A 19171-nucleotide genomic window follows, 5' to 3' on the forward strand; every position below is an offset into this window, starting at 1 on the left:
GGATATTACCTATACACATACTTATTACATTAATTTTATGGCAACAGTAAAAGTGAAATTCCGCGCTTCTTCCAAACCCGGCAAGGAGGGAACACTGTTCTTTCAAGTAATCCACGGCAGGGTTACAAGACAAATAGCTACCGGATATAAGATATTCGAACGTGAATGGGATGCCGCCAGTTCGGAAATCATCCTGGCAGATAATGAACCATTGAGACGCGACTACCTATTGTCGGTAAAGGAGGCGTTGGCTGCGGAATCATCCAAATTGAAGGGCATCATTGCCCGCCTTGATAAAACGGGCGATAACTATTCGGTTGAAAAGATTGTAGAACTTTCCAATGCACCGAAAAGCGATGATGGCTTCATTGCGTTTGCCCAAAGGCTCACCGGCCAATTGAAACAAATCGGCAAGAAACGTACAGCCGATACTTATACCACCGTCCTAAACAGTTTCAAGCGTTTCCGGAAAGAACAAGACTTGCCTTTGGACAATGTGGATTCCGCCCTGGTGATGGAATACGAAACGTGGCTCAAAGAGAACGGCATCTGCAAGAATACGGTTTCCTTCTATATGCGCAACCTGCGCGCCATCTACAACCGGGCGGTGGAAAAGGAACTGACCGCGCAACGATTCCCGTTCAAGTACGTCTATACCGGAATTGACAAGACCATCAAACGTGCAGTCCCTATAAAAGTCATCCGGCAGATCAAGGAGCTTGACCTTACCCTCTCTCCCCTGCTTGATTATGCCAGAGACCTCTTCATGTTCTCATTCTATACGAGAGGCATGTCCTTCGTGGATATGTCATACTTGAAAAAGAAAGACTTGCAGCATGGAATCCTGACCTACCGCCGGCAGAAAACCAACCAGCAGCTTTCAATCAAGTGGGAACAACCCATGCAGGATATAATTGACAAATATGACACGGCAGACAGCCCTTATCTGTTACCCATCATCCGCGACATGGACCGGGATAAACGGAGACAATACAAAAACGCTTCGCATTTGGTAAACAACAAGTTAAAGAAAATCGGGGAGCAACTCGGCTTGGGGATTCCCTTGACAAGTTATGTCGCGCGCCATACTTGGGCGAGCATTGCCAAAAGTAAAAACATACCGGTTTCCACCATCAGTGAAGCCCTGGGACATGATTCGGAAACAACCACGAGAATCTATTTAACATCGTTAGACACCTCGTCTGTGGATAAAGCCAATTCGATTGTATTGAAACTGTTTACCGACAAATAATCAAAAAAGAAGCATTTTACACTATCCAATCAGTTATATCACAGGTTGCCATTTTGTTCTACAAAACGGCAACTCTCTCATTAAGAGAAGTATTCCGAGTGCAAAATTAAAGAAAAAAGACGGAATCACCTAAAGAAACACTAAAAACTTATGCCTTTGGATATGGGGTTGTTTTATAAAAACATGAATATGTTTTGCAAATAATCAAATGTAAGATTGTTTATCCGCTGATAATCAATTCGATTTTATTTTGCCACTTCTCTTAATGAGAGAAATATCGGTGTGAAGTCAAAAGGTACCATCAAGTACATACTGATAAGCACCACAATTGTTCTTTGAAAAGTAAAGATTGAGAGCGCATCGGACGGATTATAGATATCCAATGATGAATGGAAAAGCTAAAAATAGACAAGTGATTTGTTTTGCAAATAGTTCATTCTCTTTGTAAGAGAAAGACTTCGGTTTGCAAAGGTACCGATTTTAACTGAAAAACAAGCATAATACGGTTGCTTTTTCATCAAATATAGAGATTTTCAGTATTGCCAAATAGGTTCTTCTAAAACATTTGTTTTGCTAAATAGCTGTTATTTATGAAAGATTATAATTGAATATCAGTTTGTTATTCAATTATTAATCCCTCAATCTTTCTCTTACAAAGAGAAGTACGAAAAAGAGGGTATTTTCCTTCGGATATTACCTTATATAATAAGGTGGAATATATAAGATTGATGAATATGAATCAAACTCGGGCAAAAGCCCGAACTTTTGCGACATATGTTTGTAACTGCATAATAATCAACAGATATAACGATTATGCAGGACTAGAGAATATGTCCTGAACCGAAAATATGCCTACGACAGAGACGGGGAAACAGACACGATGGTTTGTCATGCGGGACTTGAAACGCCCCAACGCCAAACAGCCGGCTTACAAGTTTTTGCGTGAGGAAGGATTTGAAGTGTTTGTCCCCACGAAGTCACAAATAACCACCCGGCACGGGAAAAAGGTTGTCGAAGATGTCCCGGTAATACGAGATTTGCTGTTCGTCCATACTGACCAAGAGAGGCTTGACCCCATCGTTGCAAAGACGGAGACCTTGCAATACCGCTTCATGCGAAATTGCGGCCGTGCACCGATGACGGTTCCTGATAATGAGATGGAACATTTCATCATCGCAGTCGGTTCCTCCAACGACACCAAATATTATTTGCCCGAGGAAATCACTTCCCAAATGTACGGGCGTAAAATTCGTATCGTAGGTGGTCCGCTCGATGGCTATGAAGGGAACCTGATCACCACCCGAGGCTCCAAAGTAAAACGTCTCATGATAAAATTGCAAGACTTCTTTGCAGCAGGCGTGGAAGTCAACCCTGAATACATACAACTTATATGACAATGATTACCGACTGTTTTTCCGGCCTGTCCGCAACCGTCCTCTTTTGGATGGTAAATTCCATTGCGGTATTCGGAGTATGCGTGCTTTGTACTGGCCTGCTCATCCCGCAAATATTGCTCATCTCCTTCCGCAAGCGGCTGTTCGACCAGCCCGATGAACGGAAAATCCATCAAGGGGTAGTGCCAAGGTTGGGCGGCATCGCCTTCAAGCCTGTCGTCTTTTTTTCCATAGCGCTCATGTTCGGCCTATGCCAATTCTTTGGCTATGGCAATATGTTCGACGGGATATCCGCCGAAAGCCGTCCGTTGGCATTCAGCTTCTGTTGCGTCATGCTGTTGTATCTGGTGGGGATGGCGGATGACTTGATAGGCATACGTTATAAAGCAAAATTTGCCATACAGATTATGTGCGGGGTAATGATGATAGCCGGGGGAATGTGGATAAACGACCTGCATGGACTGTTGGGAATCCACGAGGTAGCAGCATGGTTCGGTTATCCGCTTACCATACTCGTCATCGTCTTTATCATCAACTCCATCAACCTGATAGACGGCATAGACGGACTGGCATCCGGGCTTTGCGGCGTGGCGACACTTTTCTATGGGATGGTATTCTTCCTGTTGCAGGAATACATCTACGCCGTGCTTTCATTCGCCACTCTCGGGGTACTTGTACCCTTCTTCTACTATAATGTATTCGGCGATGCCAATAAGCAGAAAAAGATATTCATGGGTGACACCGGCAGCCTTACAACCGGCATGATACTTTGTGTGCTGAGCTTGAAGCTTCTCCAATGTTCCACAACGGACATCCCGGACGGTTTCCCGAATCTGCTTGTCCTCGCGTATTCGCCGCTGTTCATCCCGTGCCTCGATGTCGTGAGGGTCTATCTGCACAGGGTGCGCAACGGGAAAAACCCGTTCCTGCCCGACAAGAACCATATCCACCACAAGCTGCTTGCCGTGGGGATGCGCCAACGCGCTGCCATGGTAACCATCATATCCTTTTCGCTTCTGTTCACCCTGTGCAACCTTTGGTTGTCCATGTACATGGAGATTACCCTGCTGTTGGCTGCGGATGCCGCGATATGGACATCGGCGAATATATGGCTTACACATAAAATTCATAAAATCAACCGGAAATTATAGTTACAATCAAGAATATGAAATTTTGCAAAATGATGATTGTGGTGGCATCCGTTCTTGTATTAGGCGCATGCTCCACTTCCAAAGAGATTACCTATTTCCAAGATTTGCGCCCCGGAGAGAGTGAATTGAAATTAATCTCTCCCACGGAAATCAAGATTATGCCGAAAGACAAACTATCTATTCTGGTAAACAGCCAGGATTTGAGGCTTACCAACCTTTTCAACCTGCCGATTGTGTCACAACAGATTGGTATGGAAACACCATCTGGCATGAGCCGCGGTCTGTCCGGCTATACGGTAGATTCCGACGGGAACATAGACTTCCCGGTTTTAGGGACTATCCATATCAAGGGCATGACTCGCGAAGAGGTAGCCGCGCATATCAAAAAGGAATTGCAGTCGCACGATCTGATTAAAGAGCCGGTGGTCACGGTGGAATACATGAACCTGACCATATCGGTCATGGGGGAAGTAAACAAACCCGGACGGTATAACATAGAAAAGGACCATGTGACGGTTCTGGACGCGTTGAGCCAAGCGGGAGACCTTACTATTTACGGCAAACGCAATAAAGTGCTGGTCTTGCGGGCCGAGGAAGGCAAACAGCGTGTCTATGGAGTGGATCTCCGGTCAGCAGACCATCTCTATTCTTCCCCCGCCTACTACCTGCAGCAGAACGATGTCGTTTATGTAGAGCCTAATGACACCAAGGCACGCCAATCGACAGTCAACGGGAACAACGTCCGAAGCACCTCTTTTTGGCTGTCCCTTGCCTCTTTGCTAACCACCATCGCAGTATTAATTGTTAAATAATATCAGAACAATGGCTATACAAAAGAATGTTCCCGCACAAAACCCGCAGGACTTCATCCGCATACAAGACCTGTTTTACCTGTGTTTGAACAAATGGCACTGGTTCGTACTTTCATTGGCCGTGTGCCTCGGTGCTGCCGTCTGGTATTTGCTGACCACACCACCTGTTTATACACGTACCGCTTCCATCCTTATTAAGGATGACTCCAAGGGTAAGTCCACTTCCGGCATGATGGAAGATTTTGCCGACTTCGGGATGTTTAGCACCAATACCAATGTGAACAATGAAATGGGGACTTTACAGTCTCCCGACCTGATGCGTGAAGTGGTTTCAAGATTGGACTTGAATATGGACTATTATACGGACGGCCGCTTCCACCGCCAAACCGTGTACGGTGAACGGTTGCCGGTCAAGGCCATTCTGGTGGATTTCCCGGCAAGTCAGGCGGCCGCTTTCACCATGCAGCTATCAAAAGATGGAAAAGTAACCTTATCCGATTTCAAAAGGGATGGAGAAGACATGGACGGAACTGCCACGGGCATATTGAACGACACCATCTCCAGCCCCATTGGAAAGATTATGATACGACCCGCCTCTTCCTACGAACAGGGGGAAGAAACACTATTATATGTTTCACATATCCCCATGCAAAGTGCCGTAACGGCTTATTCGACAAACTTGGGCGTGTCGCAAAACGATGAAAAGTCCAATATTATCGCACTTACCTTTCAGGATGTTTCCACACAGCGGGCGGAGGATGTGCTGAACACATTGATAGCCGTTTACAATGAAAACTGGGTGAAGGACAAGAACCAGATAGCGGTCAGCACCTCCATGTTCATCAACGACCGTTTAGGGGCGTGATAGAGGGGGAACTCGGCCATGTAGATGACGATATTTCTTCTTATAAAAGTGAACACTTGCTCCCCGACGTGCAGGCGGCGGCAAGCATGTACATGGCGCAGGCGAGCGAGGCGAACGCCAGCATCAAGGAACTGAACAACCAGGCATACATGGCACGCTACATCCGCAATTACCTGACGGACGAGACCAACAAGTTCCGCCTGCTTCCTGCCAGCTTCGGCATTGAAAACGCCAGTATCTCCACACAAATCAGCGAGTACAACAACCAACTGTTGGAACGCAACAGCCTCGTCTCCCACAGTAGCGTGAAGAACCCGTTGGTCAAAGAGATGGACGCTTCCCTCCAAGCGTTGCGCAGCGCATTAATCACCTCCATCGACAACCAGTTGGTGGCGCTGAACGCGCAGATAAAGAGCCAGCAAAATTACAGTGGGCAGGTCACCTCGCAAATCGCTTCCAACCCCAACCAGGCCAAATACCTGCTCTCAGTGGAACGCCAGCAGAAGGTAAAAGAGTCACTTTACCTCTATCTCCTGCAAAAGCGTGAGGAAAACGAGCTTTCACAGGCGTTTACCGCCTACAACACCCGTATCATCACCATGCCCGGAGGCAGCATGATTCCCACCGCCCCGGTGAAGAAAAACATCCTGCTGGTGGCGTTCGCCTTGGGCTTGCTGATACCTGTGGTTATCATCTTTATGATGGAGAACATGAATACGGTGGTTCGCGGACGTAAAGACTTGGAGAACCTTGCCATTCCGTTCGTGGGCGAAATACCGCTTGGCTTCCGTAAGAAAAAGAAATTCTCCCGGCAGACACCGGAAAAGGAATGCGCGGTGGTGGTCAAGGAAAAGAGCCGCAACGTCATCAACGAGGCGTTCCGCGTGGTGCGCACCAATCTGGAATTCATGCAGAACAAGGAGAGCGAATCCCACGTCATCATGATTACCTCCGCCAATCCGGGCAGCGGAAAGACCTTCATCACTTTCAACCTTGCCGCCAGTCTGGGCATCAAAGGGAAACGGCTCCTTGCCATCGACCTTGACCTGCGCAAAGGTTCTTTGAGTAAATACGCCGGCAGCCCCAAGAAAGGCATCTCCGACTATCTGGCCGGTGATGTGAAAAAGATCGAGGAAATCATTGTCCGGCCTACCGAAGACGCCAAGCTGGAAATCATCCCGATGGGAACCATGCCACCCAATCCCACAGAACTGCTCTTCTCCGAGCGTTTGGAGCAATTGATTGCCGGTCTTCGTAAGGAATATGACTATATCTTTATTGACTGTCCGCCGGTTGAAATCGTGGCGGATGCTGCCATCATCAACAAGCTGGCAGACATGACCCTGTTCATTGTCCGTGCCGGGCTGCTCGACCGCAGCATGTTGCCGGAGATAGAGAAGTTCTATACGGATAAGAAATACAAGAACATGTCGCTTATCCTCAACGGAACGGACGGCGGTAGCGGACGTTACGGGTATAAATACGGGTATAAGTACGGCTATCATTACGGGTATGCCGGATACACGAAAGAAGAATAAGGAAAATGTGGAGTTCCCTTTTTGGAAAACATACGACTTTGGCGGATTGTGGTCTTTTGCAAGGTTTCACAGATTGGCATTGCCATTTGCTCCCCGGAGTGGACGACGGTGTTCAGACATTGGAAGAGGCTTTGCAAATACTTTCCTATAATGAGAAATTGGGAATCAAGGAAATTTGGCTCACTCCGCATATCATGGAGGATATGCCCAATGCGACAGAAATGCTAAAAGAAAAGTACGAGGTACTGAAAGCCGCCTATCAAGGCAATATAGTCTTGCATCTTGCTACTGAAAATATGCTTGACAACCTTTTTGAAGAGCGGTTGAAGAAAAACGACTTCCTGCCATTGGGAAAGGAAGGGAAACATTTGCTTGTGGAAACTTCTTACTTCAATCCTCCTGTGGGACTGAGCAATATACTTCTTCGTATCAAGGTAAAAGGTTATTATCCCGTATTGGCACACCCCGAACGGTACATGTATATGAGGGAAGAGGATTATCGGCGGCTCAAAGCTATGAATGTGAAGTTCCAGTTGAACCTTCCTTCTATCACGGGTTTCTACGGACCGGAAGCTCAAAAGAAGGCGAAATGGTTGCTGGAGAATAATTTTTATGATTTTACGGGCAGTGATACACATAAATTGTCTGTATGGGAAATGGTTGTCACGAAAAGAATGCCTGAAGTGAGGTGGAAATCAGTCGGACACCTTTGTCATACAAGCATTTCTTAACAGAAAAAACAATAAAAAAACTGAGTACAAATAATGAAAGGAATCGTATTAGCAGGTGGATCAGGTACACGATTGTACCCGATTACCAAAGGGGTAAGCAAACAATTGCTCCCTATCTTCGACAAACCGATGGTCTATTATCCCATCTCCGTGCTGATGCTGGCAGGCATTCGTGATATCCTAATCATATCAACCCCTTACGATTTGCCCGGATTCAAAAGGCTTTTGGGGGATGGTTCGGATTACGGCGTGCATTTCGAATATGCGGAACAACCCTCTCCCGACGGACTTGCCCAGGCATTCATTATTGGAGAAAAATTTATCGGAAGCGATTCCGTTTGCTTGGTGTTAGGCGACAACATATTCCATGGGAACGGCTTTACTGCTATGCTGCAAGAAGCGGTTCGCACGGCAGAAGAAGAGAACAAAGCTACGGTTTTCGGTTATTGGGTAAGCGACCCGGAGCGCTATGGTGTGGCAGCATTTGATGCGGAAGGCAATTGCCTCTCCATTGAGGAGAAACCGGAAAAACCGAAATCGAATTACGCCGTTGTCGGCTTGTATTTTTACCCGAACAAGGTAGTGGATGTGGCCAAACATATCAAGCCCTCCTCACGTGGCGAATTGGAGATTACGACTGTAAACCAACGTTTCTTGGATGACAAAGAGCTGAAAGTGCAGACATTGGGGCGGGGATTCGCCTGGCTGGATACCGGCACGCATGACTCATTGTCGGAAGCGTCAACCTATATAGAAGTAATAGAGAAACGCCAAGGGCTGAAGGTTGCCTGTCTGGAAGGCATCGCCTACCGCAAAGGTTGGATTGACAGTGAAAAAATGAGAGAATTGGCGAAACCCATGCTGAAGAACCCTTACGGGCAATACCTGCTGAAGGTCATAGACGAAGTGGAAAGAACAGGCAAGGACAACTTGGAATAAAAGACAATGGAAGTAATAAAAACAAATATAGAAGGTGTGGTCATCATCGAACCCAAGGTGTTCAAAGATGCCAGAGGCTATTTCTTTGAAAGTTTCTCGCAACGGGAGTTTGAAGAGAAAGTCCGGAAAATCAATTTCGTACAGGACAACGAGAGTATGTCCTCATACGGGGTCATGCGTGGCTTGCACTTCCAATGCCCACCTTTTACCCAAAGTAAATTGGTTCGTTGCGTGAAAGGACGTGTGCTGGATGTGGCGGTCGATATACGCAAAGGCAGCCCCACTTACGGACAGCATGTGGCGGTGGAACTGACCGAAGCGAACCATCGCCAGTTCTTCGTGCCCAGGGGCTTTGCACACGGTTTTGCCGTATTGAGCGAAACAGCCGTATTCCAATACAAATGTGACAACTTTTATGCGCCTGAAGCGGACGGTGGCATCAACATCAAGGACGAAAGTTTAGGGATTGACTGGCAAATCCCCACGTCAAACGCTATCCTTTCGGACAAAGACCTCAAACATGCCTGCTTGAAGGATTTTGATTCCCCCTTTGACTATCAAGTAAATTTGTATCCGGAGTTTGAATAACATGAATATATTAGTAACAGGAGCCAACGGACAGTTGGGAAACGAAATGCGTATCATTGCCCGCGAAAGCGGTGATACCTATTTTTTTACAGATGTCAACCGGCAGGAGGGAGTAGATACTATTTTCTTGGATATAACCGATTTGCAGGCTATCCGGGAAATGGTCGCAACACATGCGATTGATGCCATTGTGAATTGTGCCGCCTATACCAATGTGGATGCGGCAGAGAGCAATGAAGCGTTGGCAGAGAAACTGAATGCGGAAGCGCCGGAAAACCTTGCCCGGGCGATGAAAGAGGTAAACGGTCTGTTGGTACAGATTTCCACAGATTATGTTTTTGGGAAAGAGCCTTATAATATTCCCTGCAAGGAGACCCAACAAGGCACGCCTACCGGTGTGTACGGCATGACCAAGCTGCATGGCGAACAAAAGATAAAAGCTGTCGGCTGTAAGCACGTCATTATCCGCACCGCCTGGCTTTACAGCGAGTTCGGCAAGAACTTCTGCAAGACCATGATGAACCTGACTGCCACTAAACCGCAACTGAAAGTGGTGTTCGACCAAGCCGGAACTCCTACTTACGCACTCGACTTGGCAAAAAGTATTGCCCACGTATTGGCTGATTACAGCAAAGAATCAAAAGCCGACAACTATTCCAAAACGGGAATCTATCACTACTCCAACGAGGGTGTTTGCTCATGGTACGATTTCACCAAGATGATTGCCGAATACAACGGTACAACGGCTTGCGATGTGCAACCGTGCCACAGCAACGAGTTCCCAAGTCCTGTCACACGCCCTTCTTATTCAGTACTTGATAAGACTAAAATCAAAGAGACATTCGGCATCCGCATTCCCTATTGGACGGAATCGCTGAAACAATGTATCGCTAACCTCAAAAACGAAAAATAATATGGTAAAGAGAAATATCGTTATTACCGGTGGAGCCGGCTTTATCGGCAGCCACGTGGTACGTCTGTTTGTAAACAAATATCCGGAATACAACATCATCAATTTGGATAAACTGACCTACGCCGGCAACCTCGCCAACCTCAAAGACATCGAGGATAAGCCTAACTATAAGTTCGTAAAAATGGATATTTGCGACTTTGAAGCGTTCTATCAATTGATGCAAGAAGAACACATTGACGGCATCATCCATCTGGCAGCCGAAAGTCATGTGGATCGCAGCATCAAAGACCCGTTCACATTTGCCCGTACCAATGTGATGGGAACGTTGTCCTTGCTGCAAGCCGCCAAACTCTATTGGGAATCCCTACCTGAAAAGTACGAGGGCAAGCGTTTCTACCATATTTCCACGGATGAAGTATATGGCGCATTGACGATGAACCATCCCGAAGGCATCAAGCCTCCGTTTACAACGACAGCCTCTTCTGCTGAACATCATTTGGCATACGGTGATGATTTCTTCTATGAGGATACGAAGTATAATCCCCATAGTCCCTATTCGGCAGCCAAAACATCAAGCGACCATTTCGTGCGTGCTTATCACGATACCTACGGAATGCCAACAATCGTAACGAATTGTTCCAACAACTACGGACCATATCAGTTTCCGGAAAAACTGATTCCGCTCTTCATCAATAATATTCGCCACCGCAAGCCGTTGCCCGTATATGGCAAGGGAGAGAACGTGCGCGACTGGTTGTTTGTGGAAGACCATGCCCGTGCCATAGACCTTATCTTCCACGAGGGAAAGGTAGCGGAGACTTACAATATCGGCGGTTTTAATGAATGGAAGAATATTGATATCATCAAAGTTGTTATTAAGACTGTAGATCGTCTGTTGGGACGTACCGAAGGTGAAGATTTGAACTTGATTACATACGTCACAGACCGTCTCGGGCACGATGCACGCTATGCTATTGACAGCACCAAACTGCAGAAGGAACTGGGTTGGGAACCAAGCCTGCAATTCGAGGAAGGCATCGAAAAGACGGTCCGTTGGTACTTGGATAATCAGGAATGGATGGATAATATTACTTCGGGGGAGTATGAGAGGTATTATGAGGAGATGTATAAAGGAAGGTAAAACATAAACAAAATAAAGTTTATGCTAAATAAAAATAAATATTGTGTCCGATTTTTCCCTGTAGGAGAAGGAATAAAAGGTGGAGATGCTATTTTGATAGAATTGTATGATACAGACGATAACCCGTATGTGTTTTTAATAGATGGAGGGTATAATAAAACAGGTGAGTCTATAATTGCTTATTTGAAGAAGAAATATGAGAATCCTGTTATTTGTATGATGATAAATACGCACCCAGACAAAGATCATCTATCAGGTTTGAAAACTATTTTGGAAGATAAGAAAATCGAGGTCGAAGAAATCATTATGAATCGCCCTTGGAAAGATGGAGGATTAAAGCCCGAACATTTTAAGGACAAGCGAATTACACATAACAGTTTGGCTGATAGAATAAAAGAATCGTTTTCTTTAGCTGACGAGATAGAACAATTAGCCAGTAATCGAGACATCAAAATAAAATCAGCAGATAGGGGTAAAGAATTGATTCCTGGAGTATTGACTATTTTAGGCCCATCTAAATCTTTTTATAAAAAACACCTATTATCTTCCGACAAAACACCGGAGTCATACTTGGAGGAATGGAATAAGCCTTATGTCAGGACTACTATGTCTGAAGACGATTATGACCCGCAAAATGGTATCATAGAATGGTTTGATGAAGAAGAGACTTCCGAAGTAAATCAGACCAGTCTGGTGATTTTATTAGAAGTTGGAAGCGAAAAGTTCCTTTTTACCGGTGATGCTGGAAAAGGCGCACTGAGAGATGCCTTTAAATATTATGAAGATGAATTAGGTGGTAATGTCAAGGATTTTACAGTCATTCAACTTCCTCATCACGGTAGCCGCAAAAATATAGATCCGGAATTATTAGAAAGGCTTGCACCAAATAGTTTTATTATTTCCTGTCCTCCCGATGGCGTTAAAGAAGGGCACCCGTCAAGAAGACTTATCAATAAAATATTAGAGATAAATTCGAATCATAAAATTTATGTAACCCAAAAACATAATTTTGTGTTTCACAAAGGAGTGGAAATAAAGGCTTCTCCTCAAAATCCACAGGGGATAAATAAGAAAATGGATGGGAAGCCAAATTGAAAAAATGAAAACAATTTGTGTTGACATTGACGGAACTTTGGTTCATTACGAAGATTGGCAAGGAGATCGCCATTTTGGACAGTTAGTGCCAGGTGCAGTGGAAGCTATGCAGTTACTAAAGGAACAAGGATGGTATATCATTATTTATACGACACGTGGAAATAAAGAGGCTGTCAAATCGTTTTTAACTAATCATGGCATATGTTATGATAGCATTAATGAAAATCCATATCAACCAGAAAATGCACGTGGTGGAAAGCCTCTCGCTGATGTTTATATAGATGATAGGGCTATTACGTTTGATGGCAATTGGATAACTACGGTTGATAAAATCAATAGTTTTAAAACATGGGAATATCGCTAAATCAATTAATTGATTCAATTATACTTTCGTCTTTGAGACGCCAAAAGAAAGATTTTAGACGGATATTTATGGAACCTGAACACAAGGAAACTATTTCAGAAATTCATCAAATATCCAATATAGAAGATGGCTATAAAAAAGATATACTTGTGACAGATTTCCAGCAATGTATGTATATGTTGCGACATTACGATTCCATTAATTGGGATTTGAGTAAATTTTGCTTTGGACAAATTATAGTAGTAGTTGGAGCTTGTTGGACTATTCTAAATAGAGAAAGAGGTAATGAACAGACTTTATGGGATGTATATTCTAATGGAACGTCTAACTATATTGTAGGAGGTGTTCTATTATTATCAGCTTGTTTCGTATTTCTGACTCTTATTGCCATTGCTCGGAATAGAACTTATTTTGTACTGATGGGAAGATATTTGAATGAACATCGACAAAATGTTACTAAAAATAATTCTTTTGGATTTGAGAATAAAAGTAAAATGTGGGACAATCCAACCTTTCCGGTTATATTAGATTGGAAAAGCACACAAATGGTGTGTATAATTCTTTTTTCCCTATGTTTTATCCTGTTGCTATTTATTTCTTTATATAGTTTATTTTTGGAAATGACTTGTGGAATATGTTGGAGTATTTTAGTGACACTCATAAGCATCATTTTGAGTTTTATTATTCTTAGATCGATGTTAAAATAATCGTTGTATAAGTATTATAATAAAAAAACTCATAAAATCCATGTTTGATGATATAATTACTATTTCAACTTATACCAGTTAGTTTGATATGTATTTATGATAGCAAAATTATTAGAAACATTCAAAAGTAATTCCACACAAGGAAAAATCATTAGAAATGTATTTTGGGCAGTATTAGGTAAAGTAGTCACTTTGCTTAGTACATTAATTGTCGGCATATTAGTTGCCAGATATTTAGGACCCGAACAATACGGATTAATGAATTATGCCATCAGTGTTGTGGCTTTGTTTGGAATCTTTTCCACATTTGGAACGACTGAAATCATAATACGAGAACTATCTAAAGGTGATTTACCTAAAGAAATCATTTTAGGGACTTCTTTTTTTACCCGATTGGTTTTGACAGTAATAACGCTGTGTTTAATAGGAATATATTTGTTACTTTTTAATGAGAGTGCAGAAACATCTGTGTTGATTTTGATTTATTCTATATCATCCATTTTCAGTTGTTTCGATGTTATCCGCTTTTATTTCACCTCTATCATTCAAAATGAATATATTGTAAAGTCAGAGATGGTTCGTTCCTTGATAGGAGCAGGTATAAAGATTGTGCTTCTGTTACTGAATGCTCCGCTTTATGCCTTTGTTATGGCATTGACCTTTGACTTCTTCCTTTTAGCGAGCGGTTATATTGTTGCCTATAAGAAAAAGGTATCCCGAATATCTGAATGGAAATTTGACTATGACTTTGCAAAATCTCTTTTAAAAGCATCATTCCCTATACTAATATCAAGTGCTGCGGTAATTATTTATCAACGCATTGACCAAGTTATGATTGGCAGAATGCTGGACAATGAATCCTTGGGATATTTTTCCACTGCTGCAAGCTTTATAGGAATAGTCACTTTTATACCTACGATTATGATTCAGACCATATCTCCAATTCTTGTCAAATATAGAAAGGAAAATATTAATCGCTATCAATCGGAATCCCAACGGATAATGAACATTACTACTTGGAGTACAATGATAATTTGCATTATTCTTTCCGCTTTATCGTATTACATTATCCGATATACATACGGTGTGGAATATTTGGCAGCTGTTCCTGTTATGCAAGTATTGGTATTTAAAGCTGTAGGTATCGCATTGACAACAATGGGAGGACAACTGATAATTATAGAGAATATTCATCAGGTAGCATTCATCCGCAATATCATAGCTTGTTTCGTATGTGTGATATGTAATTATATACTTATACCTCGATGGGGAATTATTGGCTCTGCATGGGCAACCATCATCACAGTAATGTTCACTGGTGGTATCGCCAATATTTTCATTCCACGATATCATCACATATTCAAAATACAATGCAAATCATTATTTATAGGATGGAAAGAAATGATTGTCCCACGATGAATAAATATAGCACTTTTATAGGTTATTCAACAGATTCTCGCATTCGATATGCTGCTACTTCAGGTGGAGTTAGCAGTGCTATAATTATTTACTTACTGGATAATGGTATCGCAAAATCTGGTTTGTCATTTACTTATAGTAAGACAGGACTCAAATATGAGCCAAAACTTATCTATAAAAGTGATGATTATAATATTTCTGCCAGCATTTATCATGAAATACCTTTATTCTCTTGGATCAAGAATCATGTGGCAGAAATTCAAAGCCCGTTTGTATTTACTGCACTTCCATGTCAAGTTAAGCCGATAAAAACATTCTTAGAAAAACACAACATTAAAAGTTATGCAATCCAATTGATTTGTTCTTCACAGCAAACTTTTGAAGCTACAGAGTATTTATTAAAACGCCTGAAAATTTCAAAATCCGAGGTAGATCGGATTAGATATCGTGGAGCTGGATGGCCAAGTGGTATATCTGTGTATTTGAAAAATGGTAAAACAGTAAAAGTAGGCAACACAGGAAGCATATGGACTGATATATTTCATTCGAAATTATTTTGTATGCCACGATGTTTTTATTGTAATCCTGACATGCCTGTGTATGCAGACATTATGTGTGCAGACCCTTGGCGAATAGATAAGGCTGAAACAGAAAAACGAGGCAGGACATTGTTCCATGTAAATGAAGAGTTTTTCCGTTCTGTTTTTGTAAATATGCGAGAAGAAAAGATGATTGTATTACAAAAATGTGAAGAGTCTCTTTTTTATTATTCACAAGAAGGAGTAATAAGACAAAAAAGAAAAAATCTGAAACACAAGAAAATAGTACGCATGCAAAAGAATATATACGCATCATCTTTATACCGTACTATAGTGCTCTCATCTGCGGTTACATTCAACATACATTTATTCCTGAAAAAAGTATTTGAAAAAATATTTGTAAGATGAAAATTTTAGTCATAGAACAGCCTCTTAACAATAGAGGAGATGAGTCTGCCCATAGAGGACTTATGAATAAATTCATACAAGAATATCCTGATGTTCAAATAAAAGTACTCTTTTATGGAAAGCGAGATAAAGAAATAAATGAGTTCCGAGTAAATTCACATCAGATTGAGTATGTAAATATCCCTTTGAGGATAATATATAATCCGATTTTTAGACGGGAAATCATACTTATTATGAAGTTTAATATGCCCCATCTGTTATACCTACTTCCTAAAATACGAGTAATGTTGAAATTCTATCGAGAAGCAGATTACATATTATGTGCTCCTGGTGGTATAAATTTGGGGGGATTCCAAGATTGGGTACATCAAGCGTTTTTAAACTTAGCAATGTATGAACACAAGAAAGTTATATATTATGGTCGCTCAATCGGTCCATTTTCCGAAACAACTTATTTGAACAGATTATTCAAGAAAAACAGTGAACGACTTTTAAAATACTTCGGCTATATTTCTCTACGCGATGCCAAGTCTCAATCAATTGCTAAAAAGCTAAGAATAAAATACACTCCGACCATTGATTCCGCTTTTCTTGTAGAGCCAAAGACTGATATTCCACGTTTTTTTGTTGAAAAAATGAATAAAGATCCGTATATAATATTCGTCCCCAATTCTTTAGCTTGGCACAAGAATTTTAAGTTTTACACTTTTGAGGAAATAAAAAGTTTTTGGATTACCTTACTTAACAAATTAGTGGAATCATATCCAGAACATAAAATAGTTATGCTACCTCAAACCATTGGATATTCAAAATTTTTACCTGACGGATATATCTATTTTAATGAAATAAAAAATCAAAGTAATTTTCCTAACCGAGTATTTGTATTAGAAGAGCAATATGGATCAGACATACAACAATCTATTATTTCAAATGCAAGTTTCTTAATTGGGGCACGTTATCACTCAATCATCTTTTCAATAAACCAAGATGTTTCTTTTATTTCGTTGAGCTATGAACATAAAATGAATGGCGTTGTGGAGATTCTCAACAAAAAAGATTGTGAAATCGATTTGGTAAAGGAGTTTGCTGATCAACCTATGTCTGACATTTTACAAAGCGATTTGATAGAGCGTATTATTACCAAAAGTCACGTGTTGGAATCTATAAAAGGCACAAAAAAAGTTGCTCATAATATTGCCAACAATGGATTTGAAGAGTTAAAGACTTTTATAAATGCAATATGACTATTATGAAAGTAGCGGTAATCCTTCTCAATTACAATTCTTCAACAGACTGTCGCAAGTGTGTCTCTTATCTCAAACGACAGAAAGGAGTGGAATTAGAAATCATCATCGTAGACAATTGCTCTCGTGATGATGATCGTGATAATGCAGAAAAATTGTGTCAAGAACAAGGCTGTACATTTATTCCTGCGACTGCGAATCGCGGGTACAATGCTGGTAACAATATCGGCTTGCGCTATTCTGCTGAAAAGGGCTATAAATATGTTCTGATTGCCAATCCGGACATGGAATTCCCGCAGGAGGACTATGTTATACGGGTGGTCGATGTGATGGAAGAGAAACCTGAGGTAGCGGCATGTGGTTCAAATATTTTAAGTGTATCAGGGGAAAGACAGAACCCTTGGACCTTTTCTTCAATGTGGGAAGAGTTTCCTGTTATTATCCATATAGCGAAAATGTTAGGTAAAGAAAGGACTCCATTACCTCCAGAAAATTGTTACTGTGATATTCTACATGGTTGTTGTCTCATGATAAATCTCCCTATTATTTCACAATGTGGTTATTTCGATGAAAATATTTTTCTTTATTGCGAGGAAGCGATATTGGGCAAACAAATTAAAAAACATGGGAATAGAATGTACTATCTACATAATGTAACTGCTGTACATCGGCATATAGAATCTACCAAAGGGAATGTGATGAAACGATATAAATTGTTTTGGCAAAGCCGACGGTATTATCTAAAATATTATAGTGGATATAGTAAACTATTCATAGTTGTCATTGATATATTTCAAAAAGTATATTTTTATGGAAAGATGTTTTATTTCAAGTTGAAAAAATCATGAAAACTCATCAAGGTATTTTGTCTTCTACAATCCAAAAATTAATCATTATTATATATATGATAATGATGAGCGTACAGATAATTGGCATAGAAGGCATGACAGTCAGTCCTTTAAAAGCCATAGGAATGGGTGTATCACCTTTGATTTTCTTGCTTTTACTAAATAAATTTGAATATAATTTTAATGTCTTGATATATACGATTATATACCTTGCGGCTTTAATTGTATGCAGTTTGCTTTCGTCACCTATTGTTGTATGGGATAGGATTATTTACCGGGCAATGTATTTGATGACGTTCATTTGTATATATCAAATAATGAATACGGGCGAAATGCCGATAGAGTGTTTCCGTAAAATATTGATATTTATTACAGTAAGTTATGGTATAACATTCATCCTACAGAACATATGTTTTGCAGCTGGTATTCACAAACTACTACTCATTAATCTCTCAGGAGCAATAACGATGGAGGGAGGACTAAAAGCTAATACATTAGCGATAGAGCCATCTCATGCAGCTCGAATTTTGGCATTCATATATTGGGGAGTTGTTGTACTTACAGAAATAATAGAGGGAAGAGAATTATCTTTTAAGGAGCATTTTAAAGAAAACCCATATACAACCTTGAGTTTTTGGATTACTATGTTTTTTATGGGATCTGCTACTGCAATGTTAGGCGCGGCATTAGTTGGTATTCATTTTTTAAAGAAACATATTACACTCTATTTAACTGGAATTGTTGTATTTATAATATTGTTAAATATAGATATTAACATTGAAACAATTGATCGCTTAAAAAATGTAATAAACGCGTTTTTATCTGATGATGCAGTTTCCACTTTGAAGAAGACTGAATCAAGTGGCGGAAGTCGTATAGCTCCCATGATAAATACTATAACAAACTTGGATTTGTTCTCTTGGGAAACGTGGGTTGGAAAAGGTACAGATAATATTCGTACTAATGCAGCCATGTTTACCACACAAAAAATAGGCGATATAAATGATTTTGGACTTATATCATATTTATGCTCTTTGATTTTTGTATTTAAATGTTGTATTAGAAAATTCTTTTGCATAGAAACTCTTCTTTTTGCTATATTATTAGGATTTGCCATTGGCAGTATGTACACATGTTGGTGTGGAATGATAGTTTGTATGGCAATTAAATATTATAGCGACAATGCTGTTCCTTCAAAAGAAAAAGACAATAACAAATAACTT

Annotated in this window: 17 protein-coding genes and 1 pseudogene; all 18 read left to right on the forward strand. The window is 41.1% G+C overall.

Annotated elements, in window-relative coordinates; translation table 11 throughout:
* Positions 1 to 37 precede the first annotated feature (37 nt).
* Positions 38 to 1252: a tyrosine-type recombinase/integrase gene (locus K6V26_RS09425; RefSeq protein ID WP_224265182.1), complete on the forward strand. Its 1215-nt coding sequence runs from the start codon at positions 38 to 40 to the stop codon at positions 1250 to 1252.
* 848 nt (positions 1253 to 2100) lie between these two features.
* Complete coding sequence (locus K6V26_RS09430; RefSeq protein WP_224265183.1) at positions 2101 to 2646, forward strand: UpxY family transcription antiterminator; 546 nt, start codon at positions 2101 to 2103, stop codon at positions 2644 to 2646.
* The gene (locus tag K6V26_RS09435) at positions 2643 to 3797 is read left to right on the forward strand and encodes an MraY family glycosyltransferase (RefSeq protein WP_224265184.1); all 1155 of its coding nucleotides are present in this window, start codon (positions 2643 to 2645) and stop codon (positions 3795 to 3797) included. Before K6V26_RS09430 ends, K6V26_RS09435 begins: the two co-directional genes overlap by 4 nt.
* Positions 3798 to 3811: 14 nt before the next feature.
* A complete protein-coding gene (locus tag K6V26_RS09440) occupies positions 3812 to 4609 on the forward strand; it encodes a polysaccharide biosynthesis/export family protein (protein ID WP_224265185.1) in 798 nt (265 codons plus the stop codon).
* 10 nt (positions 4610 to 4619) lie between these two features.
* Positions 4620 to 7012: pseudogene (locus tag K6V26_RS09445) on the forward strand (GumC family protein).
* A gap of 5 nt (positions 7013 to 7017) precedes the next feature.
* Entirely contained in the window at positions 7018 to 7743 is a 726-nt protein-coding gene (locus K6V26_RS09450; RefSeq protein WP_224265186.1) for a tyrosine-protein phosphatase, read from the forward strand.
* 33 nt (positions 7744 to 7776) lie between these two features.
* Positions 7777 to 8682 carry a glucose-1-phosphate thymidylyltransferase RfbA gene (rfbA, locus tag K6V26_RS09455; RefSeq protein WP_224265187.1) on the forward strand — a complete coding sequence of 302 codons (906 nt, stop codon included), beginning with the start codon at positions 7777 to 7779 and terminating at the stop codon, positions 8680 to 8682.
* A 6-nt stretch (positions 8683 to 8688) separates the two neighbouring features.
* On the forward strand, positions 8689 to 9270 hold the full coding sequence (rfbC, locus tag K6V26_RS09460; RefSeq protein WP_224265188.1) for a dTDP-4-dehydrorhamnose 3,5-epimerase: 582 nt from the start codon (positions 8689 to 8691) through the stop codon (positions 9268 to 9270).
* Position 9271: 1 nt separating this feature from the next.
* Positions 9272 to 10183 (forward strand): dTDP-4-dehydrorhamnose reductase, encoded by a 912-nt coding sequence (gene rfbD / locus K6V26_RS09465; RefSeq protein WP_224265189.1) that lies wholly within the window; start codon positions 9272 to 9274, stop codon positions 10181 to 10183.
* Between the two features lies 1 nt (position 10184).
* Positions 10185 to 11324 (forward strand): dTDP-glucose 4,6-dehydratase, encoded by a 1140-nt coding sequence (locus K6V26_RS09470; RefSeq protein ID WP_224265190.1) that lies wholly within the window; start codon positions 10185 to 10187, stop codon positions 11322 to 11324.
* Positions 11325 to 11345: 21 nt separating this feature from the next.
* On the forward strand, positions 11346 to 12419 hold the full coding sequence (locus K6V26_RS09475) for a ComEC/Rec2 family competence protein (RefSeq protein WP_224265191.1): 1074 nt from the start codon (positions 11346 to 11348) through the stop codon (positions 12417 to 12419).
* The gene (locus tag K6V26_RS09480) at positions 12403 to 12783 is read left to right on the forward strand and encodes a hypothetical protein (RefSeq protein ID WP_224265192.1); all 381 of its coding nucleotides are present in this window, start codon (positions 12403 to 12405) and stop codon (positions 12781 to 12783) included. The genes K6V26_RS09475 and K6V26_RS09480 overlap by 17 nt, the downstream gene beginning before the upstream one ends.
* 68 nt (positions 12784 to 12851) lie before the next feature.
* Positions 12852 to 13490 carry a hypothetical protein gene (locus tag K6V26_RS09485; protein WP_224265193.1) on the forward strand — a complete coding sequence of 213 codons (639 nt, stop codon included), beginning with the start codon at positions 12852 to 12854 and terminating at the stop codon, positions 13488 to 13490.
* A 96-nt stretch (positions 13491 to 13586) separates the two neighbouring features.
* Positions 13587 to 14909 (forward strand): flippase, encoded by a 1323-nt coding sequence (locus K6V26_RS09490; protein WP_224265194.1) that lies wholly within the window; start codon positions 13587 to 13589, stop codon positions 14907 to 14909.
* Positions 14882 to 15856, forward strand: coding sequence for a Coenzyme F420 hydrogenase/dehydrogenase, beta subunit C-terminal domain (locus K6V26_RS09495; RefSeq protein WP_224265195.1), 975 nt, complete (start codon positions 14882 to 14884; stop codon positions 15854 to 15856). Before K6V26_RS09490 ends, K6V26_RS09495 begins: the two co-directional genes overlap by 28 nt.
* Entirely contained in the window at positions 15853 to 17100 is a 1248-nt protein-coding gene (locus K6V26_RS09500) for a polysaccharide pyruvyl transferase family protein (RefSeq protein ID WP_224265196.1), read from the forward strand. The genes K6V26_RS09495 and K6V26_RS09500 overlap by 4 nt, the downstream gene beginning before the upstream one ends.
* Before the next feature lie 5 nt (positions 17101 to 17105).
* Entirely contained in the window at positions 17106 to 17948 is an 843-nt protein-coding gene (locus K6V26_RS09505) for a glycosyltransferase family 2 protein (RefSeq protein ID WP_224265197.1), read from the forward strand.
* Positions 17945 to 19168 carry a hypothetical protein gene (locus K6V26_RS09510; protein ID WP_224265198.1) on the forward strand — a complete coding sequence of 408 codons (1224 nt, stop codon included), beginning with the start codon at positions 17945 to 17947 and terminating at the stop codon, positions 19166 to 19168. The genes K6V26_RS09505 and K6V26_RS09510 overlap by 4 nt, the downstream gene beginning before the upstream one ends.
* Positions 19169 to 19171 lie beyond the last annotated feature (3 nt).

It is taken from the genome of Parabacteroides goldsteinii (assembly GCF_020091425.1).
Lineage (GTDB): Bacteria > Bacteroidota > Bacteroidia > Bacteroidales > Tannerellaceae > Parabacteroides > Parabacteroides goldsteinii.